Source organism: Neobacillus cucumis (assembly GCF_002860255.1).
In the GTDB taxonomy this organism is placed as follows: Bacteria; Bacillota; Bacilli; order Bacillales; family Cytobacillaceae; genus Neobacillus; species Neobacillus cucumis_A.
Genome location: NZ_PGVE01000024.1, coordinates 1 through 26,105, shown reverse-complemented (window position 1 = coordinate 26,105; position 26,105 = coordinate 1). Strand labels below are relative to the sequence as shown.

Annotated in this window: 27 protein-coding genes; all 27 read right to left on the bottom strand. The window is 43.6% G+C overall.

Annotated features, from left to right (window positions below; translation table 11 throughout):
* Positions 1-139 precede the first annotated feature (139 nt).
* Positions 140-976, bottom strand: coding sequence for a PfkB family carbohydrate kinase (locus tag CVD27_RS04555; protein ID WP_101646700.1), 837 nt, complete (start codon positions 974-976; stop codon positions 140-142).
* A 57-nt stretch (positions 977-1,033) separates the two neighbouring features.
* A complete protein-coding gene (locus tag CVD27_RS04550) occupies positions 1,034-2,047 on the bottom strand; it encodes an SIS domain-containing protein (RefSeq protein ID WP_101646699.1) in 1,014 nt (337 codons plus the stop codon).
* 205 nt (positions 2,048-2,252) lie between these two features.
* The gene (locus CVD27_RS04545; RefSeq protein WP_101646698.1) at positions 2,253-3,167 is read right to left on the bottom strand and encodes a carbohydrate ABC transporter permease; all 915 of its coding nucleotides are present in this window, start codon (positions 3,165-3,167) and stop codon (positions 2,253-2,255) included.
* A gap of 2 nt (positions 3,168-3,169) precedes the next feature.
* Positions 3,170-4,045, bottom strand: a complete 876-nt coding sequence (locus CVD27_RS04540) for a carbohydrate ABC transporter permease (RefSeq protein ID WP_101646697.1) — start codon at positions 4,043-4,045, stop codon at positions 3,170-3,172.
* 94 nt (positions 4,046-4,139) lie between these two features.
* Positions 4,140-5,423 (bottom strand): ABC transporter substrate-binding protein, encoded by a 1,284-nt coding sequence (locus tag CVD27_RS04535; protein ID WP_374703040.1) that lies wholly within the window; start codon positions 5,421-5,423, stop codon positions 4,140-4,142.
* Positions 5,424-5,691: 268 nt separating this feature from the next.
* A complete protein-coding gene (locus CVD27_RS04530; RefSeq protein WP_101646696.1) occupies positions 5,692-6,099 on the bottom strand; it encodes a F0F1 ATP synthase subunit epsilon in 408 nt (135 codons plus the stop codon).
* 21 nt (positions 6,100-6,120) lie between these two features.
* The gene (atpD, locus tag CVD27_RS04525) at positions 6,121-7,542 is read right to left on the bottom strand and encodes a F0F1 ATP synthase subunit beta (RefSeq protein ID WP_101646695.1); all 1,422 of its coding nucleotides are present in this window, start codon (positions 7,540-7,542) and stop codon (positions 6,121-6,123) included.
* A 232-nt stretch (positions 7,543-7,774) separates the two neighbouring features.
* Positions 7,775-8,632, bottom strand: coding sequence for an ATP synthase F1 subunit gamma (atpG, locus tag CVD27_RS04520; protein ID WP_101646694.1), 858 nt, complete (start codon positions 8,630-8,632; stop codon positions 7,775-7,777).
* Between the two features lie 86 nt (positions 8,633-8,718).
* Positions 8,719-10,227, bottom strand: a complete 1,509-nt coding sequence (atpA, locus tag CVD27_RS04515) for a F0F1 ATP synthase subunit alpha (RefSeq protein WP_101646693.1) — start codon at positions 10,225-10,227, stop codon at positions 8,719-8,721.
* A 113-nt stretch (positions 10,228-10,340) separates the two neighbouring features.
* A complete protein-coding gene (locus tag CVD27_RS04510; protein WP_101646692.1) occupies positions 10,341-10,877 on the bottom strand; it encodes a F0F1 ATP synthase subunit delta in 537 nt (178 codons plus the stop codon).
* On the bottom strand, positions 10,874-11,410 hold the full coding sequence (locus CVD27_RS04505; RefSeq protein WP_101646691.1) for a F0F1 ATP synthase subunit B: 537 nt from the start codon (positions 11,408-11,410) through the stop codon (positions 10,874-10,876). Before CVD27_RS04505 ends, CVD27_RS04510 begins: the two co-directional genes overlap by 4 nt.
* Before the next feature lie 119 nt (positions 11,411-11,529).
* Positions 11,530-11,754, bottom strand: coding sequence for a F0F1 ATP synthase subunit C (gene atpE / locus CVD27_RS04500; protein WP_101646690.1), 225 nt, complete (start codon positions 11,752-11,754; stop codon positions 11,530-11,532).
* Between the two features lie 73 nt (positions 11,755-11,827).
* Positions 11,828-12,541, bottom strand: coding sequence for a F0F1 ATP synthase subunit A (gene atpB, locus CVD27_RS04495; RefSeq protein WP_101646689.1), 714 nt, complete (start codon positions 12,539-12,541; stop codon positions 11,828-11,830).
* A gap of 22 nt (positions 12,542-12,563) precedes the next feature.
* Positions 12,564-12,938 (bottom strand): ATP synthase subunit I, encoded by a 375-nt coding sequence (locus CVD27_RS04490; RefSeq protein ID WP_101646688.1) that lies wholly within the window; start codon positions 12,936-12,938, stop codon positions 12,564-12,566.
* A gap of 2 nt (positions 12,939-12,940) precedes the next feature.
* A complete protein-coding gene (locus CVD27_RS04485; RefSeq protein ID WP_101646687.1) occupies positions 12,941-13,165 on the bottom strand; it encodes an AtpZ/AtpI family protein in 225 nt (74 codons plus the stop codon).
* Positions 13,166-13,561: 396 nt separating this feature from the next.
* Positions 13,562-15,748, bottom strand: a complete 2,187-nt coding sequence (locus CVD27_RS04480) for a S8 family serine peptidase (protein ID WP_101646686.1) — start codon at positions 15,746-15,748, stop codon at positions 13,562-13,564.
* Positions 15,749-15,829: 81 nt separating this feature from the next.
* Positions 15,830-16,459, bottom strand: coding sequence for a uracil phosphoribosyltransferase (gene upp, locus CVD27_RS04475; protein WP_101646685.1), 630 nt, complete (start codon positions 16,457-16,459; stop codon positions 15,830-15,832).
* Between the two features lie 255 nt (positions 16,460-16,714).
* A complete protein-coding gene (gene glyA / locus CVD27_RS04470; RefSeq protein WP_101646684.1) occupies positions 16,715-17,956 on the bottom strand; it encodes a serine hydroxymethyltransferase in 1,242 nt (413 codons plus the stop codon).
* A 182-nt stretch (positions 17,957-18,138) separates the two neighbouring features.
* Entirely contained in the window at positions 18,139-18,705 is a 567-nt protein-coding gene (locus tag CVD27_RS04465; RefSeq protein ID WP_101646683.1) for a TIGR01440 family protein, read from the bottom strand.
* Positions 18,706-18,832: 127 nt separating this feature from the next.
* The gene (gene rpiB / locus CVD27_RS04460; protein ID WP_101646682.1) at positions 18,833-19,279 is read right to left on the bottom strand and encodes a ribose 5-phosphate isomerase B; all 447 of its coding nucleotides are present in this window, start codon (positions 19,277-19,279) and stop codon (positions 18,833-18,835) included.
* 262 nt (positions 19,280-19,541) lie between these two features.
* Entirely contained in the window at positions 19,542-19,982 is a 441-nt protein-coding gene (locus CVD27_RS04455; RefSeq protein ID WP_101646681.1) for a low molecular weight protein arginine phosphatase, read from the bottom strand.
* A gap of 136 nt (positions 19,983-20,118) precedes the next feature.
* Complete coding sequence (locus CVD27_RS04450) at positions 20,119-20,676, bottom strand: manganese efflux pump MntP (protein ID WP_101646680.1); 558 nt, start codon at positions 20,674-20,676, stop codon at positions 20,119-20,121.
* A 138-nt stretch (positions 20,677-20,814) separates the two neighbouring features.
* Positions 20,815-21,858 carry an L-threonylcarbamoyladenylate synthase gene (locus CVD27_RS04445; RefSeq protein ID WP_101646679.1) on the bottom strand — a complete coding sequence of 348 codons (1,044 nt, stop codon included), beginning with the start codon at positions 21,856-21,858 and terminating at the stop codon, positions 20,815-20,817.
* Positions 21,859-22,043: 185 nt separating this feature from the next.
* Positions 22,044-22,490, bottom strand: coding sequence for a GNAT family N-acetyltransferase (locus CVD27_RS04440; protein WP_101646678.1), 447 nt, complete (start codon positions 22,488-22,490; stop codon positions 22,044-22,046).
* Between the two features lie 123 nt (positions 22,491-22,613).
* On the bottom strand, positions 22,614-23,609 hold the full coding sequence (gene spoIIR, locus CVD27_RS04435) for a stage II sporulation protein R (protein ID WP_101646677.1): 996 nt from the start codon (positions 23,607-23,609) through the stop codon (positions 22,614-22,616).
* Positions 23,610-23,918: 309 nt separating this feature from the next.
* The gene (gene prmC, locus CVD27_RS04430) at positions 23,919-24,932 is read right to left on the bottom strand and encodes a peptide chain release factor N(5)-glutamine methyltransferase (RefSeq protein WP_257984263.1); all 1,014 of its coding nucleotides are present in this window, start codon (positions 24,930-24,932) and stop codon (positions 23,919-23,921) included.
* Positions 24,892-25,965: a peptide chain release factor 1 gene (gene prfA, locus CVD27_RS04425; RefSeq protein ID WP_101646675.1), complete on the bottom strand. Its 1,074-nt coding sequence runs from the start codon at positions 25,963-25,965 to the stop codon at positions 24,892-24,894. Before prfA ends, prmC begins: the two co-directional genes overlap by 41 nt.
* Positions 25,966-26,105: the final 140 nt, after the last annotated feature.

Here is a 26,105-nt window from a genome sequence, read left to right as displayed (position 1 = left end):
ACTCCCGCAGGAGTCTGCGCGCCTTCCACTCCAATCAACAGAGCGGAAATATTACTGTAGAACTTTGAACAATAAAGGCTGACTCAAAAATGTCGTGATTCAACGACCTTTTGAGTCAGCCTCTTCTTGATCCTTCATCTTAGCCAATGGTAATCCGTTTCCCGCGCTTTTTCCCATGGCCAAAGGCACCAAAACGCTGGCAGGTTTCAGCAGCTGCCGCTGCCCCCTTCTCCATTGCTTCCTTGGCATTCCCAGACAAGACATATTCTTTTAAAAAGATCGCCACAAAAGTGTCGCCAGCACCGAGCGTATCCACTACTTCTGTTTCAATAATCCCTTGTCTATACACTCTCTGTGAATCGGAGAATAACGATCCTTCAGAGCCTCTGGTCACAATAATATTAGGTGTTCCCAGCTGATGGACACGGGTGATTAATGCTTCACATTCCTCCTCTGTTAAACTCCCGCCAGAGAAAATAGCATATTTAATATATGGACAGACAAGCTTTAAATAATCCTCATCATAATTCGTTGAAAAATCAAATGAGATATCAATATACTGCTTAAGTATTGGCAGTTCTTTTTCTAAGCGGCTAAATACACTCGTATGAAGCAGCGAGAAAGTGCTGATGAACGCTAGTTCTGATTCTGTAAAATTCAATTTCAGCTGGTTCTGTACACCGCCTTTGTTCGAGCCGACAAATATACGGTCCCCCCGCTCATCCAATGTAACAACTGCTTCACCAGATGGACCAAACACTCTCCTTACCCTGGAAACATCAATCTGTTCGTGGGCTATCGAGTTAACAATATGATCGCCTTCTTCGTCATTTCCAACAATGCCTATATAGGACACTTCCTCCACACCATAGCGCTTCCAAAAAACAGCTACATTGACGGCATTCCCCCCTGGGAACATTTCCTCCCGATCTTCATAGTAATCCACTACATTATCTCCAACCGCTATTAATCTCATTAATTGTCCCTCCCATTTGTGAATAGGGGAAAGATTCCATCCTTCCCCTGCCGCTTTTTAATATGCTACTGTCCGATAATATCTACGAATCTCTAACGAGTGATTACGTTTATCCTCTAAGTGTACACTTAGTCTTTGTAATAGAGTAGATATTACAATCGGTGATAGATACTTTCTGAACTCCTCACTGATTCCCTCTAACGGATAGTCTTTTGTATCTAGCACGGTTAATTTCTTTGTATACTTTTCAGCAAACTGCTCCACACGGTCCATCAATGGGCGAGTTTCATCTTCTCCTTTAAATAAGATGACACTCGTATCTTCTTCCACAATCTCCAAGGTACCATGGAAGAACTCCGCGGCATGAATCGATTTGGTTTTAATCCATTGCATTTCTTCCAATACACACATCGCATAAGAGTAAGCGCGGCCCCATGTGTTACCAGAACCAACGACCATGTGATAGGGTTCATCTTTATAGGCAATAGCAAACGCTTCTGCTTTCGCTTCAAACTGCTCTTTGGCCTCGATTAGCTTTTCCGGGAGTGTTTCAAGCTGCGCCGCAAATCTTTCATATTCAGGGAAATCTCCATTTTTATGCATGAGTCTAAAAAGCAGGTGGAAGAGCACTAATTGATTGGAATCACTCGCAAAATCATTTTCTGCAAAATTGACTAGTGGAAAGTCAACAATATCAGCAAGAGGCTGATTGTACTCACCTGTTAAGCCAATCGTGGCTGCGCCTCTATCTTTACAATATTTCGCTGCTGCGACTGTCTCCTCTGTCGTTCCTGATAGAGAAGATAGAATGACAAGTGAATTCTCACTAAATTGTTTATGATTTTGTAAAACAAATTCTGCAGCAATCTCTGCATAAGCTGGAATGGTGGATGTTGAGTTCACCATAAATTCAAATGGATAGAACGTTGCAACAGCTCCGCCCGAACCGATTAAGAATAGGTTTTTAAATCCTTTTTCGTAGACTTTATCTACTACTCTTTCCATTTCTTCTCTCAGGCCAATGGCTCCGCCTGTCACCTTTAGGTACTTTTCCCTGTTAAAATTCAACATTGCGTCCACTCCTTATAAATGTTGTTGATTTCCGCTCCAGGCGCTTCGCTTTCCGCGGGCGGTCCGGGAAGCCTCTTCGGCGATGAAAGCGCCTGCGGGGTCTCCCCTGCTCCGTACTCCCGCAGGAGTCTCGCGCCTTCCGCTCCAATCAACAGTGTTACAAGATTAACATGCCCTTTAACACAGTCATTCTTTTATAACAAGCTTACCCCTTTACACTTCCCTCGGCTAAGCCGCGGACGAAGTACTTCTGCATCATGAGGAAGACGGCAATTAGCGGAATGGCGGAAATAACCAATCCAGCCATTAATACACCCCAGTTCGTACTTAAGGCACCTTTAAACACTAAGAGTCCAGAGGTAATTGGTTTCACGTCTTCTGTTTGTATGAAAAGAATGGAAAACAAAAACTCATTCCAAGCATAATAAGCGGTTAATATTACACCCGTGAACAAGATCGGTCTGCTCATTGGCAGGAATATTTTTGTGAACACCTTAAAACTGTTCGCCCCATCCAAATAGGCTGATTCCTCCAACTCTTTCGGAATGGAAAGGAAAAAGGCACGGATTAACAGCACGGTTAAAGGAATTCGATAGGCAGTAAATGTTAGAATCAGCGCCCAATACGTATCAAAGATTCCCAGCTTTTGAACCAATTCATAGAGAGGAATCAAACTGCTTTGCGGTGAAAACATAAGACCTGCTGAAACGAATAAGAGCAGAAATTTCCCGCCCTTGATTTGGAAACGAGTCAACCCATAAGCACATAAGGCACTGACTATCACCGTCAACAAACAAGTGCCGCCTGTGATGATCAAACTATTCATAAAGTAACTGGAAACCCCTTGTTCCCAAGCAGTCGTATAATTTGAAAAGAGCCATTCTTTTGGAAGACCCCAGCTGTCGTTAAAAATGGCTGCGGTCGTTTTAAAGGAGTTGATAATCATCCAAATCAATGGATAGGCAATGGCAGCAAAGTAAAGGAGTAAAAAGAGAAAAATCAGTCCCACAACTAAGGAAAAGCCAGATTTGCTTTTAGTAGATTTCAAGTTTAGATCGACTCTTTCTGCAAGCTTAGAATCTTGTCTTACCGAATCTCCCTGTGATTCCACCAGCTTCATTTCTACTCCTCCCCTGTTTTTAAGAATTTATTTTGTAGGAAATAAAAGATCAGCGTAATCCCAAGAATCACGTTTGCTATTGCGGAAGCAAATCCTGGTTCATTATCAATAAACGCTTTTTGATAAAGATATGTACTAAACACCTGTGATGAGTTCCCCGGACCACCACTCGTTAATACATATACTTCACTAAAAACTAGGAAGGATCCAGTGACTGTATAGATTAATAGAACAAATGTCATTTCCTTCACCTGTGGAACGGTTATGCTAAAGAAGGTACGAATTTTCCCCGCACCATCAATCGTAGCGGCTTCATATAATTCGCCAGGGACCTTTTGGACCGCGAGCACATACAACATGACCGCATAACCGATACTTTGCCATTGGGAAACGAAAATCACTGCATAAATGGCTGTGTTGGCATTACCCAGCCAGCCCTCTGTCCATTCCCCTAGTCCAATTAGTCTTAAGAAACTGTTCAGTAATCCTACTTCAGGATTATAAATAAAACTAAACAGGATCCCAATCACCGTCATGGAGATAAGAACCGGAAGGAAGAAGGTTGTCCGGAAGAAGGTAGAAAATCTCCTAAAGATTTTATCTTCTAGTATGGCTGCAATGACTAACCCAAGCCCCACCTGAAAAATGACTGAAATAACAGCGTATAGTAAATTGTTTTTCAGCACCTTGTAAAAAACAGGGTCTTTAAACAGTCGTACATAGTTATCTAAGGCAACAAATCTTCTATCTAATGTAAATGGGTTCCATTCATAAAAGCCATTTACGACATTTCGAATTAAGGGGTAATAGACAAATAAAGCCAGCAGACCTAAGGCCGGTGCCATATATAGAATCGGGACTATTCTTTTCTCGCGCATTTTAACCCTCCCCAAACAACTACATCATTTGCAATATTGCCGGTTAATAAGGCTCCATGGCTATTAACCGGCACCTTTGAGATTTGGAATTAAACTACTTATTGTACACTTGCTTTGCTGCTTCCTGAACACCTTTAATAACTTCTTCTGGCTTCATTGCTCCACTAAGCATGGTCTGTACACCATCACCATATGGTTTGAAAATTCGGCTGTCTAACGCACTATCTGTCCAGATCAGCATATTTTTCTGTTCCTTAATTAAATCCATTGCTTTGATTTCTTCTTTCGTTGCTGTATTTTCATTGACCGCTCCAGCAACCGTACTAGCCAAACCTGTTTCCTTAATCAATTTTTCTCCGTTTGCTTTTGACGTCATAAACTTCAAGAACGCTACCGCTTCTTTTGGATGAGTGGATTTAGCGTGAACCATGAAACCTTCAGGAGCACCGATCAAACCGCCTTGATCCCCTTTTGCTCCTTCAATGGTAGGAACTTTAAAGGTATCCCATGTAAAGGCTGCGTCTTTCATATACGTAATTTCTTGTGTTTCAAGGAAGGTGATACCTGCTTTACCGCCAAGGAATAGGTTTCTTGCTTCATCATGTGCCACTGCATTTGGATCTTCATTGAAATATGGTTTTAATTCATTTAATTTCTTCAACGCTTCTAAATACCCAGGGTCAGTAAACTTTGCTCCCTGATAGCTAAGATCTTTGTCTAGTACTTCTTTCGGAACTAATCGCTGATTCAATGCCGTTACATAGTGAGCAGCAGCCCAAGGATCTTTATTTCCTAGAATAATAGGAGTGGTTCCATTCTTTTTAAGAGTCTTTAATACAGTCATGAACTCATCCCATGTCGCTGGCGCTTTTAAACCTAACTTATCAAATAGGTCTTTGTTGTAGAAGAACAGCTTGCTGTCTGTAAAAAGCGGCACACCATAGACTTTGTCGTCCTTTTTAAAGAAATCTACTTGTGAACTAATTAACTGGCCAGACCACTCCGTATCCTCTTGATAATATTTTGTAAGATCTAATGCAATACCATCTCTAATAAATTTTTGTCCATATTCTCCAGGCCAGGTAAAGAATACATCAGGCGGGTTCTTGCTTCCTAAAAGGACATTTGCCTTTTGTTTATAATCCTCGTTTAATGCGGTTACTTCTTCGACTTTAATGTTAGGATGTTGCTTTTCAAACTCGGCAATAACACTCTTGAAATAGGACTTGTATGGCTCATTTGGCCAACGGTAAAAAAAGGTGATTGTAGTCTTTCCGTCTTTTGATGTTGAGGTAGTGCTTTTTGAGGAACATCCGATTAATAAGGACATGATCAATAAAATACTGAATGCTACATTAAACCAACGTTTCACATACATTCCCCCCAATAATTTTAATCTAATGACAAAAGGCATTTTAAACCGCTTTCAAAATTGAACCATATGATGTCTTAATCTCTTTCGTTCATCCTCCTTCGACCTTCCCTGTCAGTGTTCATAACGTGTTGTATTATAATATATTATTACATGTTATAACGTTTATCGTCAATATCGAAATAGATAAAACTTTCAAACAATTGGATGTGATTTTGAAAATAGCAAAAAACCCCTCTGGTACAAACCAGAAGGGTTTTCATACATTCTAATATTATAATTTTTTTTCCGATACGGCGAGGCGATTGATGGCACGCTGCAAGGCAAGCTCAGCACGTCTGAAGTCAGTATGCTCAGCACGCTGCTCCTGCATACGCTGTTCGGCACGCTCCTTCGCTCTTAAAGCACGTTCAACATCAATATCAGAGGCTAATTCAGCTGTTTGGGCCAAAATAGTCACCTGATCCGGACGGACCTCCAAGAATCCACCGCTGACTGCGACGAAATCTGTGTTTCCACCCTTTTTCAATCGAACCGCACTAATGGCAAGGGGAGCAACCAACGGAATGTGACCAGGCAAAATTCCAAGCTCACCACTCTTAGCCTTGGTACTAACCATCTCTACTTCAGAATCATACACCGGGCCATCGGGAGTAACAACACTGACTTTTACGGTCTTCATTTTTTACCCTCCTGGCAAACTTTAAGCTTCTACACCCATGCGTTTTCCGGCCTCAACCACTTCTTCAATACGTCCAACCAAACGGAACGCATCTTCTGGAAGATGATCGTACTTCCCTTCAAGGATTTCCTTGAAGCCTTTAACCGTTTCTTTAACAGGTACATATGAACCTGGCTGGCCAGTGAACTGTTCTGCCACGTGGAAGTTTTGTGATAAGAAGAATTGTACACGACGTGCACGGAGTACCACTAACTTATCATCATCAGAAAGTTCGTCCATACCTAGGATTGCAATGATATCCTGTAATTCACGGTAACGTTGTAATGTTGATTGAACTTGACGCGCAACATTATAGTGCTCTTCGCCAACAATTTCAGGTGACAATGCACGAGAAGTTGATGCAAGAGGATCCACCGCTGGGTAGATACCCATCTCAGAAAGCTTACGCTCAAGGTTTGTTGTTGCATCCAAGTGAGCGAAAGTAGTAGCCGGAGCCGGATCCGTATAGTCATCGGCTGGTACGTAAATCGCTTGAATTGATGTTACAGAACCTACGTTAGTAGATGTGATACGTTCTTGTAATTTACCCATTTCAGTTGCAAGGGTTGGCTGGTAACCTACCGCAGAAGGCATACGTCCTAATAGCGCGGAAACCTCAGAACCTGCTTGTGTGAAACGGAAGATGTTATCCATGAAGAAAAGAACGTCCTGTCCTTGCTCGTCACGGAAATATTCAGCCATTGTTAAACCAGTCAAGGCAACACGCATACGTGCTCCTGGCGGCTCGTTCATTTGTCCGAATACCATCGCCGTTTGCTTAATAACGCCAGAATCCGTCATTTCGTGGTAAAGGTCGTTACCTTCACGAGTACGCTCACCAACACCAGCGAATACAGAAATACCGCTGTGCTCTTGGGCGATGTTATTGATTAATTCCTGGATTAATACGGTTTTACCTACACCGGCACCACCGAATAGACCGATTTTACCACCTTTGATATATGGCGCAAGAAGGTCTACTACCTTAATACCCGTTTCTAGTATTTCAACCTCAGTTGAAAGATTTTCAAACGTTGGCGCTTCGCGGTGAATCGAATCACGGCGGGCACTTGCTGGAATTTCTTCTTTAAGGTCAATGGCATCACCCAATACGTTGAATACACGGCCAAGCGTTACTTCGCCAACCGGTACAGAAATTGGTCTGCCTGTATCTTCAACTTCCGCATTACGAGTTAAACCGTCAGTAGAAGACATCGCAATCGTACGAACTGTATCATCACCTAAATGAAGGGCTACTTCAAGGGTTAAGTTGATCTCAACTTCTGATTCAGTACGCGCTGTGTTTACTATTTTCAATGCGTTATGGATTTCAGGAAGCTGACCGCTTTCGAACTTAACGTCAACAACCGGACCCATAATCTGAAGAACGCGTCCTCTGTTCATCATGTTCCCTCCTATCTTACTCTCTCAGACAAAGAGCCAGGAATGAAAAATTCATTCCCACGACTCGTCATATTTCGGACCCTGACTAGGGTTCTTTTTAAAATAACTTTGATTACTGTCCAGCTCCAGCGCCTAGGGGCTCTTTGGTTTAAGCCAATTCGTCGAGAAGGTTAAAGAACAACCCTCCCGCCGGCTCGTCTTATACTTGTCGCCCCTGGTCAATGCGCTTCCGCTATTCTAATGCTGCCGCACCGCCGACGATTTCCGTAATTTCTTGGGTAATCGATGCCTGACGGGCACGGTTGTAGCTTAATGTATAGTTTTTAATTAATTCCTTGGCATTATCAGTTGCGTTTCTCATTGCCGTCATCCGTGCGGCGTGCTCACTTGCTTTACTGTCAAGCAGCGCACCGTAGATTAAGCTTTCAGCATACTGTGGAAGGAGAACTTCCAAAATTTCTTCTGCAGATGGCTCAAATTCATAGGAAGTGAGCTTTGAAGAAGTCGTAAGATCCGTTAATGGAAGCAGCTTCTTCTCAGTAACCTCTTGAGAAATTGCACTTATATAATGGTTGTAAAATACATATAATTCATCAAAGGTTCCGTCCTCAAACATCCCGACAGTTGAACTGGTTAGGTCTTTAATGTCGCTGAAGTTTGGCTGATCGGAAATCCCGACGATCTCAAGCGCTACGTTCATGCCGCGCTTTGTGAAAAAGTCACGGGCAACACGGCCAATCGTTATGATGGCAAACTCATCGTTTGATTTATGACGGCTTTGGATCGTTTGATTCACACGGCGGATCACGTTACTGTTGAACGCACCAGCAAGGCCACGGTCAGATGTGATGACAATATAACCGGTCTTCTTAACAGGACGAGCTTTTAGCATCGGGTGATTTACACCTTTTGAGCCAATTGCAATCGACGCTGTTACTTCCTGGATTTTTTCCATGTAAGGTACAAATGCTTTTGCATTCATAACACCGCGGTTCCATTTTGCAGCCGAAGTCATTTCCATCGCTTTTGTGATTTGACTCGTCTTTTTCGTTGAAGTAATACGCTGTTTTATATCACGTAATGAAGCCATAGGTTCTCACCACCCTCATTCAAAGAATGTCGGTTTAGGCCGTGCGGCGGACCGCACGCCCAAACCCTTCAATATGTCAGACCCTATTATTCGGAAACTGCAAACGTCTTTTTGAAGTCGTTGATTGCAGAAGCCATATCCTCATCAGAAGGAAGATCCTTCGTTTTGGTAATATGGTCTAACAATTCTTTGCGGTTGTGGTCTAACCAGTTATGGAATTCAGATTCAAAGCGGCGAACATCCTCTAATGGAATATCATCAAGGAAACCGCGTGTTAATGCATAAAGAATGACAACTTGTTTTTCAACAGAAAGCGGCTTGTGAAGATCTTGCTTCAGAACTTCAACCGTACGAGCACCACGGTTAAGCTTCGCTTGTGTTGCTTTATCAAGGTCAGAACCGAACTGAGCAAATGCTTCTAATTCACGGTATGAAGCAAGGTCAAGACGCAGTGTACCTGCAACCTTCTTCATCGCTTTGATTTGCGCGGATCCACCTACACGGGATACGGAAAGACCTGCGTTGATCGCCGGACGTACACCGGAGAAGAATAAGTCAGATTGTAAGAAAATTTGTCCATCCGTGATGGAGATAACGTTTGTTGGGATATAAGCAGAAACGTCCCCTGCTTGTGTTTCAATAAATGGCAATGCTGTGATTGAACCAGCGCCAAGTGTGTCGTTGATTTTTGCAGCACGCTCTAAAAGGCGGCTGTGCAAGTAGAATACGTCCCCTGGATAGGCTTCACGGCCTGGAGGACGGCGTAGTAACAAGGAAAGCTCACGGTATGCAGCAGCTTGCTTAGAAAGATCATCGTATACGATCAATACGTGCTTGCCGTCATACATGAACTCTTCTGCCATAGCAACACCTGCGTATGGAGCTAAGTATAATAGCGGTGCAGGCTGTGATGCAGAAGCTGTTACAACGATTGAGTAATCTAATGCGCCATACTTACGAAGGGTTTCAACCGCGTTACGAACCGTTGATTCCTTTTGTCCGATCGCAACATAGATACAGATCATGTTTTGACCTTTTTGGTTTAAGATGGTGTCGATCGCAACAGATGTTTTACCAGTTTGACGGTCACCGATGATTAATTCACGCTGTCCGCGTCCGATAGGAACAAGCGCATCAATCGCTTTAATCCCAGTTTGAAGCGGCTCATGAACGGATTTACGCGCCATAACACCTGGTGCAACTGCTTCAATTGGGCGAGTTTTAGTTGTATTGATTGGTCCTAGACCATCAACTGGTTGTCCTAATGGGTTTACAACACGTCCGATTAGACCTTCCCCAACTGGAACCTCCATGATGCGGCCTGTGCGGCGAACCTCGTCTCCCTCACGAATATCTGTGAAAGGTCCAAGGATGATAATACCGACGTTATTTTCTTCAAGGTTTTGTGCCATACCCATAACGCCGTTTGCAAATTCAACAAGTTCTCCGGCCATAACATTGTCGAGGCCATGAACACGTGCGATACCGTCACCGATTGAGATAACTGTACCAACATCAGTCACTTGAATTTCTGCCTGATAGTTTTCAATTTGAGATTTAATCAGGGCACTGATTTCTTCAGCTTTGATGCTCATGAGTTTCACCCCTATCTATGATACTTTGCTTATTTTCGTACATTGGACTATTGTCCAGCTCCAGCTCCCAGCGACTAGTGTACTTCGCTTAACGGTCGCTTCCGCTTTTCTTATTAACTTAACAATTTACGTTCTAAACGGTCTAGCTTTCCGCGCAAAGAGCCGTCATAAATTCGATTTCCAATGCGAAGGCGGATGCCGCCAAGCAGATTGGAATCGACGATATTTTCAATTCTTAGTGATTTTTTGCCAATTTTCGCAGCGAATACCGCAGACAATGCCTCGCGTTCAGCATCCGTTAATGCACGTGCACTGAACACGTCTGCTTCTGCTATTCCCATTGCCTCATCTGCCAGTTCAATAAACTGGTCAGTCACTTCAACAATTTGGTCCTCGCGATGGCGATCAATTAAAATCAAAAGCGTATTAAGGACATACATATTTACTGATGCAAAAGCATTTTTCACAATCTCTTTTTTCTTAGCAATCGTAAGTTTTGAAGATTTAAGAACAGCTTTCAAATCAGCATTGTATTCCAAGACTTCCTTAACTACACGAAGGTCCTCTTCTACTTGACTTAGATTCTGCTGTTCATTAGCAATTTGAAAGAGAGCGGACGCGTAGCGTTTTGCTACCAATGTGTTGCTCATCGTCCTTCTCCTGCCTCTTTAATGTATTCGTTAATAAGTGCATCTTGATCTTGAGCTGTTAATTCCTTTTCAATCACTTTAGAAGCAATTAATACAGACAAGGAAGCAACCTGTTCGCGAATGGCAGCAACTGCTTTTTCCTTTTGCTGCTCGATTTCAAGCTTCGCAGCTTCTTTAATGCGTTCTGCTTCAGCCCGGGCCGTCGTGATAATTTCTTCACGCTGCACGTCGCCTTGCTTCTTCGCATTTTCAATTAAGTTTTGCGCATCATTACGTGCTTCTTTTAAAAGATTACGCTGTTCTTCTAAAAGTTTCTTTGCTTCTAAACGGCTGTTCTCTGCCGAAGTAATTTCGTTAGCGATATGCTCTTCACGCTGTTTCATAATGCCCATTAATGGACCCCACGCGAATTTTTTAAGCAAGGCTAACAAAATAATAAATACGATCAGCTGGAAGAAGATATCTCCAGTATTAATGCCGCTGTGTTCGCCTGCTTCAGCCGCAGTGGCCAATACTAAACTGCTTGTTAACACCCTGGGTTCACTCCTTTCAAGAGTTGCTAAACATAAGGAAAACAATCAATGCATTTGGAATAAACATAAATGAATGGCGAAGGATTCGTTTATCTTCGCCACTTGGAATTTTTCGAGTTTTATCGGTTTAATACCATGAACGCAATAACTACCCCGATAATCGGTAGGGCTTCTACTAACGCAACCCCGATGAACATTGTAGTTTGAAGCATACCACGTAATTCAGGCTGACGTGCACAACCTTCTACTGTACGTCCTACGATAAGACCGTTACCAATACCTGCACCAATAGCTGATAAACCAATTGCGATCGCTGCTGCTAAAATACCAATTGAACCTGTCATTACTTTTTTTCCTCCTTAAATGTATGAAAACATAATATTTTTTTGTTTTTGTTCATGAGTATGAACGATTATTTTAATGGTCATGACTCACTTTATGAGACATGTAAACCATTGTTAACATGGTAAAGATGTAAGCTTGGATAGAACCAACAAACACAGAGAAACCTTGCCATACTAATGTTAACGGCACTGCTGCAATGGTACCAGCGATACCTTGGTGTGCTAGTCCAGCGGCTAATAATGATAACAGCAGCTCACCTGCGAAGATGTTACCATAAAGACGCAGACCGAGCGTTAGTGTGTTAGCAAATTCCTCAATGATCTTTAATGGAAACAAGAATGGCATCGGGCTGAAGAAGCCTTGTGCATATCCCTTGACACCTTTTAACTTTACACCGTAATAATGGGTTAGACCCAAAATCATGACAGCGAGAGTTAATGTGATGATTGGATCAGCTGTTGGTGATTTCCACCAAAGTGTTCCATCAATCACAACCGAAAACGGCAAACCTAACATATTGGATACAAAGATATACATGATGAGTGTGATTCCCAGGATGTGAAATCTTCCCCCATCCTTCCAGTCCATCGTGCTGTTGATAATCCCCTTCACGAAGTCCATCACCCACTCAAAGAAGTTCTGCATCCCAGTAGGCTTCATTGCCAATCGGCGTGTGGAAAGAACGGCGATTAGAAAAACAATGACACTTGCTACAGTGATCATTAAAACATTAGCGCCATTAAACCATAGACCCAAGAACTCAAACTCAGGAGCTTTATGTTCCATATAAACTCACCTCACTTCCAATTCATTTATGTACATGCATTGCGTTGTAAAAATAATCTATCATAATGACAATATAGGATGTCATTAGTCCTATCACTAAACCAAAAACATTAAAATATTCTGGGTACCTAAGTGCGATCACTGCCGCAATACCCGCTGTTGCCATTCTTGAAAGGGAGCCCAAAGAGCGGACCTTTTTGCCTTGCTGCACTAGTTTATCGAAGCTCTCTGTCTTCCTTACTAGCAGCCAAAGATTTAAGAACCCAAAACAAGTCCCCAAGATTAATCCTAGAAATAGTGTTTGGTACGACGTAAAGCCCCAGCCAAGAACATAAATGGCCAACAAGTAGAATATCCATTTCTTTTGCCTGTTGTACATGACTCTGAAATCTGGCATTATTATTTATCTCCTGAATAGAAATGGCGGATTGAAAGAAGCATAGAAAAGGTCCCCGCTGCCAGTCCCAAAAGCAGTCCGATTATTAAGAAGATTGGTTCGGTACCCCAATGCCGATCGAGCCATCTGCCGGCAAAAATACCTATGAGAATGGAGCCGACTAACTGGGAGACAATCGCGGACATTAACGCCATTGCTTGGAATGGGTTGCGGTTATTTTGACGCAAACAGATCACATCCTCACTCTAAGAGAATGTCAATATGGCATTCAGAAATTCATTCCATTAAAACTATCTTTATATAGATAAAATTACATGAAAACCCTATCATGAATACCCTTTGTAAGCATACAATAGCCACTTGTCAATGTCAATAAATTTACGTGAATTATACCACAAACAACTATAGATAATTTCTGAAATTTTGACACCTTGGTTACACTTTTATTGTATTGTAAATTTTGAATTTTTTTAGGCTAATTTGTGTCTAATTTGTGAACTTTTAATCGAATTTTAATCTAATTCTAATAAAAAAGTTTTTTCATGACATAATGGCAGAGTTATTTTTTCCAATATTTACGTAAAAAATAGGCTGGATTCCATATTGTCCCCAGCCTAAAAAAACTAATCATTCTTTTCTATTGATATCATTTTTTCAATAAAATCTTCCTTACCCGCCTTTTTCGCAAACACCTTTATCAGATACGTTCCGTCTGCCGGCAGCTGTTCTTTCGGAATCACCTTTCGCATCTGCCCCTTTTTCACATTTATTTCAGTATCCAGGAAGCCGACAAATCGATAACTCTCCGGGTTAAAGAGCGCAATACCAAATTCCTCGGCACCGCCTGGCAGGTAGACCTCATAGCGGTATTCCCCCGGCCTGTCGCCATAAGCAAAATCAAATCCCATCACCCGGGGATAACCTGGTTCCTCCAGCACATACAAATACGGAATTTGAATCAGCTCCGAACCTGCCTCAAGCTGCAGGAACCCATCATGAATCTTGCTACTAAAAACCTGCGGGTCAATTTGAAGTTCAAGCGTAATCTCCTTCGACTCTTTCGGTCCAAGCGTAAACGACAACGGAAACCTCCAGCTCACACCTTCCACCTGGTGTGGGATTCGAAAAGAGTAACGCTGCGTCTTCCCGCTCTTATTTTCAATTTTTAAATAGGCCTTATGGCTGTTATTTTCATCCGTATATTTTCCAAACCGAAGACTGCTGGGAGTAACGAGCGATGATGTTTGGATGGCTTCATCCACCTGAATCCGGCCCGCCCCCTGCTCATACGTACGATAAACGGCATTGACACTCGGACCAATTGGTTTAGCCGTATTCATCAGTGCCGCCTTAATTTGTGCAGGTGTCCAATCCGGATGGGCCTGCTTGATTAACGCACATGCCCCCGCCACATGCGGTGCGGCCATACTCGTACCTTGCAGAGATAAATAGCCCCCTGGAATCGTCGAGTTAATCGCCACCCCCGGCGCCACAATATCCGGCTTAATCTCCCAGCTCCCCGTCACTGGTCCCCGTGAACTGAAGTCCGCGAGCCGATCCCGCTCTTCGCGGACCCAAACCCGTGCACTTACCGATTGTTTCGTTAATTTTTTTTGTAAAAATACTCCGTCACCTTTAGCGAGTGCTCCGACTGGAATGGTCAGCGGAGTTTCGAGGTTTCCCATGAAGCTGCCGCTCAAGTTGTTGTAGATTAATACCCCTTTTGCACCCGCTTCATAGGCGTTCTTGGCTTTTTCAGAAAACGTTATGGTCCCCCTCTTAATCAGGGCGATTTTACCTTGGACATCATGAAGGTCCTCTTTTCTTCCAATCCCTCCCTCAGCCAATTCAAAGGAACGGTCCAATCCCCAATTTGCAGCTCCATCCATCGGCTGAATACGGATCGGCTGTCTGGTGCCCTCTATTATTAAGGAGGGAATTTTCATTGTTGGAGTGGAGGCGCCTACCGAAATTGCCTTGGATGCGGTGCCAGGAGATCCGACCGTCCAAACATTTGGGCCGGAATTCCCCGATGCCGCTACAGCCACAATCCCCTTGTCGACCGCACGGTTTAAGGCAAGGGAAATCGGCAGATCAGGCCCGTTGATGTCATTGCCGAGCGAAAGATTGACGATATCGACTTTGTCTTTGATGGCCTGTTCAATTGCAGCGAGCACCTGCTCAGTGGTCCCGCCGCCGCCCGGGCCGAGTGCACGGTAAGCCACTATTTTTGCTTCAGGGGCAACGCCCTTAATTTTTCCATTAGCAGCAATGATTCCGGCGACATGGGTGCCGTGGATGGTGGCTTTTCCAACTGCTAGAGTCTCCATGGGGTCTCTGTCATTATCAACAAGGTCATGGCCGCCAGCATAATTCCGTTTCAAGTCCGGGTGGGTGTAGTCGACCCCCGTATCGATGACCCCCACGGTGATTCCCTTCCCGGTGAGGCGTTGATTGTGATGATCAAAATATCGGCGCACCTCTTCGCCGCCAATAATTTTGACGCTCTCCTCGGTTTCCGCCTGGTATGTAGCGGCAGGCGATACGGTGAGGATATGCTCTTGCCTGGCCAGCCTCGCGAGGGCCTCTGGGCTGCCTTCAACGGAAAATCCATCAAGGGCTTCCCGGAAAATGCGTCTTAGTTTTATCCCTTTATAGGAACTGATGAGCCGGTTGATCTCCTGCTCGGATTGCGGCTGTTTTAGAACAACAATCGCGACCTTTGCGGGAGCAAATTTTGGGATGGGCGGATGGATGAGTACGGTGGAGGTGGTTTGTAAGGTTAAAAGGAACGAAAGCAGCCATTTCATTGTAGATTCCCCTTTTTCCTCATAGCGTTTTCTTTAGGATGAAAAAGTATACAAAAAAGCCGAGCATTGCTGCTCGACTTTTTATTTTGTACCAAATAAGCGGTCACCGGCATCGCCTAAACCTGGGACGATATAGCCGTGATCATTTAATTTTTCATCTAACGCTGCGATATAGATATCCACATCAGGGTGAGCCGACTTTACAGCTTCCACGCCTTCAGGAGCAGCAATTAAGCACATAAACTTGATATGCTTCGCGCCGCGTTTTTTCAAGGAGTTGATTGCTTCAACAGCGGATCCGCCTGTAGCAAGCATTGGGTCAACCACGATAAAATCACGCTCTTCCACATCACTAGGAAGTTTAATGTAATATTCAACGGGCATCAATGTTTCAGGGTCACGGTACAAGCCCACATGGCCTACCTTCGCAGCAGGAATTAGCTTTAAGATTCCATCCACCATACCAATTCCGGCACGGAGGATTGGCACGATACCGATTTTTTTACCGGAAAGAACTTTTGATTTTGCCGGGCAAACTGGAGTTTCAATATCGATGTCTTCAAGAGACATGTCTCTTGTGATTTCGAATGCCATCAAAGTTGCCACTTCGTCTACAAGCTCACGGAATTCCTTTGTTCCTGTATGTTTATCACGTATGTAAGTAAGTTTATGCTGAATTAGCGGGTGGTCGAAGACGTATACCTTAGCCACAATAATCGCCCCTTTATATAAAAATTAATCATCGCCTCATTTTACAGAAAAAAGACCCATAGAGCAACTCTTGTTCATCCGTAATGTCGGATACAAAATAGAGTGAATTTTCCCTCTATATAAGGCTTTACAGATGGTCTTTATTTTTCTCTATTAAAATGTGAAATATTCGTGACAATGGGGACAACCCGCTTTTTTATTTCCACGGAAACAAAAAAACGGCCCCTCCGAGGAGGAAGACCGATTTTTATACGATTAATACTCTGGATATAGGATGAATTTGTTTGTTAATGCTTCGACGCGTCCACGTGCTTCTTCAAGCTTCGCTTCATCTTCGTGGTTTTTCAATGTGAAGGCAATGATTGACGCGATTTCGTCCATGTCCTCTAAACCAAAGCCACGGCTAGTAACCGCCGCCGTACCGATACGGACTCCGCTTGTTACAAATGGGCTGTTTTGGTCAAATGGAATGGTGTTTTTATTCACGGTAATGCCGACTTCATCTAACACATGCTCTGCAATCTTGCCTGTTAAGCCAAGGCTAGTCACATCAACCAATAGCAAGTGATTGTCTGTACCGCCCGATACAAGCTTTAAGCCTTCTTTTTGCAGACTTTCAGCTAAACGGCCCGCATTTGCGATAATATTTGCTGCATACTCTTTAAAGCTGTCTTGAAGTGCTTCACCAAAAGCAACAGCTTTTGCTGCGATAACGTGCATTAATGGACCGCCTTGGATACCAGGGAAGATCGATTTATCGATTTTCTTACCAAATTCCTCTTTGCAAAGGATCATCCCGCCACGAGGTCCGCGCAATGTCTTATGAGTAGTGGTAGTGACGAAATCAGCGTATGGTACTGGGTTTTGGTGCAATCCAGCTGCAACAAGTCCTGCGATATGCGCCATATCGACCATGAGGTACGCACCGACTTCATCAGCAATCTCACGGAACTTCGCAAAATCGATTTCACGTGGGTAGGCACTTGCACCTGCAACGATTAGCTTCGGCTTGTGAGTAAGTGCTTTTTCACGAACATCTTCATAATTAATGCGGTGAGTGGTTTCATCTACACCGTATTCAACGAAATTATATTGAATACCACTGAAGTTTACAGGGCTTCCGTGTGTTAAGTGTCCGCCGTGAGACAGGTTCATACCAAGTACAGTATCCCCTTGCTCGAGGATGGTGAAGTAAACGGCCATGTTGGCTTGTGCGCCTGAATGCGGCTGAACGTTTACGTATTCAGCGCCGAAAATTTGCTTTGCACGATCACGGGCTAAGTCTTCAACTATATCGACATATTCACAACCACCATAGTAACGACGGTTTGGATATCCTTCTGCATACTTGTTTGTTAATACAGAACCTTGTGCTTCCATGACTGCTTCACTTACAAAGTTTTCTGAGGCAATTAATTCAATTTTTGAACGCTGGCGTCCTAATTCCTGTTGAATCGCTTTAAAAACCTGCTCATCCGCTTGAGACAAATACTTCATCCTAAATCCCCCTTTTATATTCAAACCATTAAAATTCAAATTCGAAAATTCCTTCTTCATTCTAACACATCTTTCGGATTTTGCCACCATAAACTCTATAAAAATAGAATAAAAGGTCCCTTTTACCCTTAATAACCGAACAATCATGTAAATATCGGAAATGGTGACAGGCACCATTTCCACTACGAACAGCTTGTATTTGCGGTGTTTTTTTCGTAGATGGCGCGTGCGCCGCCGATTAGTTTTGGGCGGGCTTTTGCCAAAGTGACGAGGGCATGTCCGATGCTTTTTTGTTTTACGCGGACAGGAACGGCGACATGTTTTAGATGCATGCCAATCAATGTTTGACCAATGTCGATTCCGGCCTCCGCCTTCACAAATTCCACCACAACGGCATCATCCATTTCAGCAAAAGCATATGTAGCCATTGCACCGCCGGCTTTGCGGACGGGAACAACGGAAACCTCTTCAAACCTTCGCGCCTCGGCAGCTGAACGCTCCATCACCAATGCCCGATTCAAGTGCTCACAGCATTGAAAGGCAAGCTCAATTCCGGTCTCTTCTTTCAGCGCCTTCAGCTGCCTAAAAATCATTTCTGCCACTTCAATGGTCCCTGAGGTGCCAATTTGCTCGCCGATCACCTCACTGGTGCTGCAGCCGATTACTAATAGCTGGCCAGGCTTGAAGGCTGCCTGGTCTTTAAAGTCTGCAAGAATCGATTCTAATTCTTTCTCCCATTCGTTAATCATCACCCTCGACCTTTCTTTAAAAAGAGTCTAGTTTTATTCGGTATCTTTCCCGAAAAGATCCCTTTTTTCATGACGTAATGATCCTTGAGGACCTTCTAAGAAGCAGATACCCAAAGACTATGCCAAATTATGAATGCTGCTTCTCATACTCCGTGATTTTTCCAATGCGGTTCGCATGACGGCCGCCTTCGAATTCTCCTGTCAGCCAAATCTCAGCGATATCACGTGCTAGTCCTGGGCCAATCACACGCTCGCCCATCGCCAGCATATTCGAATCATTATGCGCACGAGTTGCCCGTGCACTAAACGTATCGTGAACAAGGGCACAACGGATGCCTTTTACCTTGTTTGCCGCAATACTCATCCCAATCCCTGTTCCACAAATCAATATGCCACGGTCAAACTCACCGCTTGCTACCTTTTCCGCCACGGGCAGTGCATAATCCGGAAAATCCACTGATGTTTCACAATCACAGCCAAAATCCACGTATTCAATCTTTAATTCTTCCAGTAATTTGGCGATTTCCTTACGAATATTGACGCCGCCATGGTCTGACGCTAATGCCACTTTCATGTATAGTTCCTCCTAATCCTTGTCCCAAAATTCGAATAATTAAGTTTCTACCTGCCCCAATAAGCAGATGCCATCATCCACCTCTGCCCTTTTGGGGATAATCTGTTTACATTTTGACACACTGGCCCAAAAATTTAAAGCACAAACCTTCCTTAGCTATCGTTTTGGAATCCAAAATAAATAGCCCTCTTTTTCTTAAGAGAGCTCCGGTTTTCTATTCCTTATAGTTTTTGCAAAAAACTTTACAGCATTCCAAAACAAACTATGACTTTAATTTTTCAATTGCTTTATCAATGTATTTTTCTAATTCCTGATACGTCTCCTCGTAGGTCGCGAGACTGCCGCCGTACGGGTCAACTACATCCTGATTGCCGGGTTCTCCCGTATATTCTTTCAAGGTAAACACCTTCATCACTGCCTGAGGAAACTGCTGCTGAATCGCATACTTGTGAGAACTCGTCATCGTTAAGATAAGGTCTGCCCATTCAACAGCCTCTAGAGTCAGCATTTGTGAGCGATGATTGTGCCGGACTTTTCTTTCATCCAGCACCTGTTTTGCATGGGTGGACGCCTCACTGCCGGTTGCAGCATAGATTCCCGCTGACCTTACCTCAACTTCATCGAGATTTTTGTTTCTTAAAATAGCTTCTGCCATCGGACTTCTGCATGTATTTCCTGTACAAACAAACAAAACACGCCGCAATCGATTCGCCCCCTTTCTTTAAAATTCTACCCCAAAATTGGGTAATCCAACAACTATATTGGATGCTTTTCAAATAGAATGGCTTTTCCTCTATTCTAGCATTTTAGGGGGAAATTTTAATAGATTCATAGCTTCTTTACCAAAAAGGTGTGAGCAGCTTTAAACCAAAGGCAAGCAGGATGGCTCCTCCTAAGGCTTCGCTATAAGACCCGAGCCAGCCTTGAACCTTTTTGCCGAGTAATAACCCCGCCCATGTTTGCACCGTGGCAACGATCCCAAAGCACAAAATAACCATAAAGGTTTTTGCCCCGTAGATCCCTAAGGTCAATCCAACTGAGAAACTATCAAGACTCACACTTAATGCAAATAACAGTAAGCCGAAGCCCACTGGAGTGATCACCTTTGCTTCTTCCTTTTTCATGGTCGACCAAATCATTTGCACCCCTAGTAAGATAAGGAGTCCTCCCCCGATTAAGGTAGCAAATGTACCAAATTTTTCCGAAAGAAATTTTCCGGCTAAGAGGCCTAAGAGCGGCATCCAAACATGAAATAAGCCGATCGTTAGACCGATATTAAAAATTTTCCTCAGCGGCAGTTTGTACATTCCCATGCCAAGCCCAACCGAGAAGGCATCCATACCAAGTGCAAATGCCATTAATATTAGTGTTATCAGTTCGCCAACCATATCTGACATCGATTTTTCCGCCCCCCTTGGACTAACTATCCTAGCCTATGCACGTCCAAGGGGATTTAGAAGTGAGAATGTTCAAAAGGTCCGTGTCTATGTGCTTCTAGAAAAAAACACCAAACCTCCTTAAAGGAGATTCTGGTGCTATTCGCTGATCAGTTTATTGCCGGCGGCTTTTTGCAGTCGGTTCATGATGGCATGTCCGACACCTTCGTTCGGAAAAACCTCACTAAAAATAATCTCGACCTTTCCCTGATTGAAACTGCGAAGCGTATCATATAGAGCAGCCGCTACTGTTTCAAGCTCGGTCCGCCTGCCGCAGGATAGAACCAAATCCGCGTGATAGAACTGGTTATTTTCCTCCGTTGTCAATACACCCACTCGAAGTCCTTCCTGCACTTTCTCTGTTACTAATTTTTGCAAAAATTCCTTTGGTCCGGCTACCATATAAAGCGGAGCATTCGGGGCGTAATGGGTGTATTTCATCCCAGGCGCCTTGGGACGCGCTGCCTGGTCCTTTAAAGCTGCATCCTCATAAACTTCGCCAACTACCGCTTCTAGCTGCTCTTTCGTTACACCCCCAGGCCTTAAGATCACTGGTATTCCTTCCGTACAATCAATGACCGTTGATTCGACGCCAACTCCTGTCGCTCCGCCGTCCACTACTCCGGCAATTTTTCCATTTAAATCATCTAACACATGCACAGCCTTAGTTGGACTTGGCTTTCCGGAGCTGTTTGCACTTGGGGCTGCAATCGGCAATCCACAGGTTTTCAACAGTGCCAGTGCGACCGGATGATCCGGCATCCTAACTGCAACGGTACTAAGTCCAGCCGTTGCCTTCTCGGACAGAACGCCTTCTTTCTTTTTAAAAATAATCGTGAGGGGTCCCGGCCAAAATGCATCCATTAGCTTTGCCGCTGTTTCAGGTACTTCCGTTACAAATCTACTAAGCTGATTGCGATCGGCTATGTGGATAATTAACGGATTATCCCCGGGCCTTCCTTTCGCTGCAAAGATTTTAGCTACGGCTTCATCACTTTCAGCATTCCCGCCAAGCCCATAAACGGTCTCTGTCGGCAGGGCTACCACTTCATTTTTACTTAAAAAATTCGCTGCATCCACAACCTGTGGATTATTTTCGAGATTATCCACATATTTATCCACTAACCAAACATTTGTGTTCATAGTTATCCACCTTTATTGATGACAAGACTCTTATCGAATTTTGGCGAATTTACACGGAAAAACTCCTACTTCTTCACCTAGTACGTTTGAAAGTATAAAAGAAGGTGGGTATAAAAACAAGTTTTATCCACAAATTGTGTATAAGTTTATTGAAATAGTGGATAACTTTGTGGATTAATCCACAGTTATAAAGAAAATTTTAAAAATAATGAGTTATCCACATTTAAAACGTGTCGAATATGCTCAGAGTTGTTAAACTCTGTGGGTAACGACTCCCGCTCGGTTTTCTGAAAGCCCATTAATTCAAAAAATGGCAAGGCTACACTTTTATTTGTTGCCAAAAACAAGTTTTTCATCCCTTTTTCTTTGGCTAGTTTAACCATTTGTTCAAAAAGAATGAAGATTTCTTTGTCTGCTTGTCCAGGTGAAACGACGAGCGAACGCAGCATTCCACTTTCGTTAAATACCTCCAGACCAAGCGAACCACGAATGGTCCCTTCTAGATTTTCTAATAGAAGAAAATATTCTACTGTTACCTCGTTTAGTCCATCAGTCCCAAGGTTTGCTCTTGTCAGAAACTCTCGCAGTTTTCCTAAATCCTCTTGATTAGCTTTCCGAATAATTGCTTGCATCCCATCCACCTCGTTTAAAAGATTCTACTCTATTACTATGAAAAGCTAGAAATAATAGAACAGGGATTTCGCAATTTTTATCCGCCGGCCGCACAAAAAAACCAGTCCTCTGCTGGACTGGCTTTAATCAAACAACTTCTCCCACATTTCTACCACGAAAAACTTTACTTTTACTGGTTCTTCATCTTTATCCGTGTAGACAGGTGCTTCTTTCTTTGCCGCTTTATGTGTCTTTTTCACTGGTTTTTCTGTAGCTGTTGCTTCGTCATGAACCGGTTTCTCTACTACTTGTTTTTCTTCTTCTATTACTTTCTTTTCTGTTTGAATGTCAGCTGTCGGTTTATCTTGAGTTACTTCTTGAACAGGCTGTTCCACTTTTTGATTTGTTTCAACTTGTTTTTCTACTGTCGCCACTCGTTCTTCTGTCGGATTACTTTGTGTTCCTTCCACCGTTTTTTCTTCTGCTGGGGCAGGAGCAGGTTCAACTTCATCCTGTTCTTCTGGTTCTGGTGTAGATGCAGGTACTACATCTTCCTTTTCCTTCTGAGCCTCTGATTCTTTTTCACTTACGGTCTCTGCTTTAGCCACATGCTTTTCCTCAAATCCATCACTCACGGCCACACCATTCGAGAAATCAAGGAAACATAACGGCGGGTATAGTACGCACCACCAATTGGCTCCTTCCCCTTTACCCAACGTAATCAAAATCGCTTGATATTCTCCTGCTGGATATAAATACTGGCCATATAATTTGGTAGGAAACTGAACTTTTCCAAACTCCACTTTTACCGATTGTTTTGAACCTTGGTCATGTACAACTTTTTCTGCAATGGCCTGAATTTCAGGAAGCTTAGCGTTAATGACTTTTCTTGCTTCGTTCATTGATGTTAAGTCCTGAACCCATAAGGTGATTTGAGCATTAACCGCATCGCGCACCTTGCGCTTAATGGCTTGGTCTTGTTCAAAATCACTATTTGCTAAAATCCTAAGGCGAATGGCCTCTCCTGGAATGACGATTGATTCCTTTGCTGCTGCTTCGGTCTTTGGCATATATAAATTTAACATTGTTCCCAATGATAGAATGACTAAGTATCCCCAAACGATTAGTTTGCTTCTCATCTCTAGCCCATCCCCTTTGCCCTTCGATAGTTTCATTTTGGACAAAGAATAAGAATCTTAAACTAGTAAATTGGAAAAACTCTATTAAAAATTGGAGAGATGCTCATATGGGCTGGGAGATATAAGAAAAGCGCAAGGCGCCCGTCTATCGGCGACAAGCACAAGACGAGCCGGCCGAAAGGTTGTTCTTTAACCTTTTGGACGGATTGGCTTGTGACCTCGAGCCGATGGCGCCTGGAGCTGGACAATTCTCGAAGTCGAAATTTATACTTTCTTATCTGTTAAAAAGAGTGCCAAACCCATTTGGATTTAACACTCTTTCATTTCGGCAAAAACCATCCGATCCCTGCCATTAATATCATTAACTATTTCGACATGAACCTTTGGGAAGGTTGTTCTGAATAACTCCGCTACTGCTTCGCCCTGTCCCATTCCGATCTCAAAACAGACGAGGGCAGTCGGGGCAAGGACTTGTGGCAGTTCCGCCATAAAGCGACGGTAGAAATCAAGACCATCTTCACCGGAAAAAAGAGCACGGTGCGGTTCATGTTCCGTAACTACCTCAGACATGGTTTCCATATCAGCAACAGGAATATACGGTGGATTTGACACCACCACATCCAACTTTTCCCCGTTCTTAATAAACGGTTTAAGCAGATCTCCCTGAATAAACCTCACATCCGCTCCAAGACGCGCCGCATTCTCCCGCGCCACCGCAAGCGAACCCTCCGCAATATCCGTCGCCGTCACAAAAAGCACCGGGGCAGCTGCCACCCTTTGTGCTGCACCAGTATTAATATTTGTAGCTGTCACCTTTTGCACTGCTCCGATATTATTATTGGTGCCTGTCACCTTTTGTACTGTTTTCAACTTGTATTCCCGCTCTAAGGTGATGGCAATGGCGCCGCTTCCTGTGCCAATGTCAGCTAAGCGGATTTCTCGGCTGCCTTGGAAGAGTTTCTCCATTCTTTGGAGGGTCCCATAGACGAGTTCCTCTGTTTCCGGCCGTGGAATGAGGACCTCTTCGTTGACAATAAAGGTCCGGCCGTAAAATTCCTCTGAACCGATAATATATTGGACCGGAACACCTTCTTCTACATGCTCACGCACTGCTTTTTCAAATGCCTCCCAGACGCCCGGATCTACATTCTCACGCATGTTAGCAAACAACTGCGCCCTTGACATCCCAGTAAAATGACGGAGCAAGAGCTCACCTGAATTCTCCTCACGGCCCGCTTCCACTAAAAAAGAAGAAGCCCATTTTAGGGCCTCGAATACTTTTTTACTCATTAGATGCTTCTTCCAGTCTTCTTGCCTGCTCATCCATCACCAATGCATCAATAATTTCATCCAGCTTACCTTCAATAATTTGATCTAATTTTTGAATAGTTAAGCCAATACGATGGTCGGTTACTCGATTTTGCGGGAAGTTATACGTACGGATCCGTTCTGAACGGTCACCGGTTCCGACTGCAGATTTACGCACCTGATCGTATTCAGCCTGCGCCTCCTGCTGGAATTTATCATATACACGGGCACGTAATACTTTCATCGCTTTATCCCGGTTTTTGTGCTGGGATTTTTCATCCTGGATTGAAACCATAATTCCAGTTGGAATGTGTGTCAAACGAACGGCTGACATCGTCGTGTTAACGGATTGTCCGCCGGCGCCGCTTGAAGCGAATGTATCAAAACGGATATCCTTTTCATGAATTTCATACTCAAATTCTTCCGCTTCTGGTAAACATACAACGGTTGCAGTTGACGTATGAATTCGGCCGCCAGACTCTGTTTCTGGAACACGCTGTACGCGGTGGGCTCCGCTCTCAAATTTCAATTTAGAATAGGCACCTTGGCCGTTAATCATGAAACTGATTTCCTTATAGCCGCCAAGTCCTGTTGGGCTGGCATCAATAAGGTCCGTTTTCCACCCTTGGGCTTCTGCATACCGGCTGTACATCCGATAAAGGGTACCGGCAAACAATGCCGCCTCATCCCCGCCGGCCGCGCCGCGGATTTCAAAGATAACGTTTTTGTCATCGTTTGGATCCTTTGGAACAAGAAGAATTTTCATTTTTGCTTCAAGCTCTTCAATTTGGGCTTCAAGCTCACTGACTTCCTCTTTCACCATCTCACGCATTTCAGCATCAAGCTTCTCTTCAAGCATGGCTTTTGCATCTTGAAGCTGCTCACGAGCCTCTTTGTATTGGCGGTATGTTTGTACAGTTTCTTGTATATCAGCTTGCTCTTTTGAGTATTCGCGAAGTTTTTTTGAATCATTAATTATTTCTGGGTCGCTTAAAAGTTCATTCAACTTTTCATAGCGATCTTCCACGGATTGAAGACGATCAAACACAGTTCATTCACCTCGAGTTTTAGTCCATAACATTCTAATTATAGTATAGGTGAAAACCCCCGTCAAAACCAAATTGAGGGAGAATATTTTTAATAAGAAAAGCGCAAGCGCCTTGATCAACCCCGACAAGCATAAGACGA

Bases quoted from the DNA above. Each gene is read 5' to 3' on its own strand.
- CVD27_RS04510 (WP_101646692.1), bottom strand. From the start codon at position 10,877: ATGAGCAACACATTGGTAGCAAAACGCTACGCGTCCGCTCTCTTTCAA.
- atpB (WP_101646689.1), bottom strand. From the start codon at position 12,541: ATGGAACATAAAGCTCCTGAGTTTGAGTTCTTGGGTCTATGGTTTAAT.
- CVD27_RS04555 (WP_101646700.1), bottom strand. From the start codon at position 976: ATGAGATTAATAGCGGTTGGAGATAATGTAGTGGATTACTATGAAGAT.
- CVD27_RS04450 (WP_101646680.1), bottom strand. From the start codon at position 20,676: ATGTCAGATATGGTTGGCGAACTGATAACACTAATATTAATGGCATTT.
- rpiB (WP_101646682.1), bottom strand. From the start codon at position 19,279: ATGAAAGTGGCATTAGCGTCAGACCATGGCGGCGTCAATATTCGTAAG.
- CVD27_RS04530 (WP_101646696.1), bottom strand. From the start codon at position 6,099: ATGAAGACCGTAAAAGTCAGTGTTGTTACTCCCGATGGCCCGGTGTAT.
- CVD27_RS04490 (WP_101646688.1), bottom strand. From the start codon at position 12,938: ATGCCAGATTTCAGAGTCATGTACAACAGGCAAAAGAAATGGATATTC.
- CVD27_RS04540 (WP_101646697.1), bottom strand. From the start codon at position 4,045: ATGCGCGAGAAAAGAATAGTCCCGATTCTATATATGGCACCGGCCTTA.
- CVD27_RS04480 (WP_101646686.1), bottom strand. From the start codon at position 15,748: ATGAAATGGCTGCTTTCGTTCCTTTTAACCTTACAAACCACCTCCACC.
- spoIIR (WP_101646677.1), bottom strand. From the start codon at position 23,609: ATGAGAAGCAAACTAATCGTTTGGGGATACTTAGTCATTCTATCATTG.
- CVD27_RS04440 (WP_101646678.1), bottom strand. From the start codon at position 22,490: ATGCAAGCAATTATTCGGAAAGCTAATCAAGAGGATTTAGGAAAACTG.
- atpG (WP_101646694.1), bottom strand. From the start codon at position 8,632: ATGGCTTCATTACGTGATATAAAACAGCGTATTACTTCAACGAAAAAG.
- atpA (WP_101646693.1), bottom strand. From the start codon at position 10,227: ATGAGCATCAAAGCTGAAGAAATCAGTGCCCTGATTAAATCTCAAATT.
- atpD (WP_101646695.1), bottom strand. From the start codon at position 7,542: ATGAACAGAGGACGCGTTCTTCAGATTATGGGTCCGGTTGTTGACGTT.
- atpE (WP_101646690.1), bottom strand. From the start codon at position 11,754: ATGACAGGTTCAATTGGTATTTTAGCAGCAGCGATCGCAATTGGTTTA.
- CVD27_RS04545 (WP_101646698.1), bottom strand. From the start codon at position 3,167: ATGAAGCTGGTGGAATCACAGGGAGATTCGGTAAGACAAGATTCTAAG.
- CVD27_RS04465 (WP_101646683.1), bottom strand. From the start codon at position 18,705: ATGATTAACGAATGGGAGAAAGAATTAGAATCGATTCTTGCAGACTTT.
- glyA (WP_101646684.1), bottom strand. From the start codon at position 17,956: ATGAAGTATTTGTCTCAAGCGGATGAGCAGGTTTTTAAAGCGATTCAA.
- CVD27_RS04445 (WP_101646679.1), bottom strand. From the start codon at position 21,858: ATGAACACAAATGTTTGGTTAGTGGATAAATATGTGGATAATCTCGAA.
- CVD27_RS04535 (WP_374703040.1), bottom strand. From the start codon at position 5,423: ATGTATGTGAAACGTTGGTTTAATGTAGCATTCAGTATTTTATTGATC.
- CVD27_RS04550 (WP_101646699.1), bottom strand. From the start codon at position 2,047: ATGTTGAATTTTAACAGGGAAAAGTACCTAAAGGTGACAGGCGGAGCC.
- prmC (WP_257984263.1), bottom strand. From the start codon at position 24,932: ATGAGCAGGCAAGAAGACTGGAAGAAGCATCTAATGAGTAAAAAAGTA.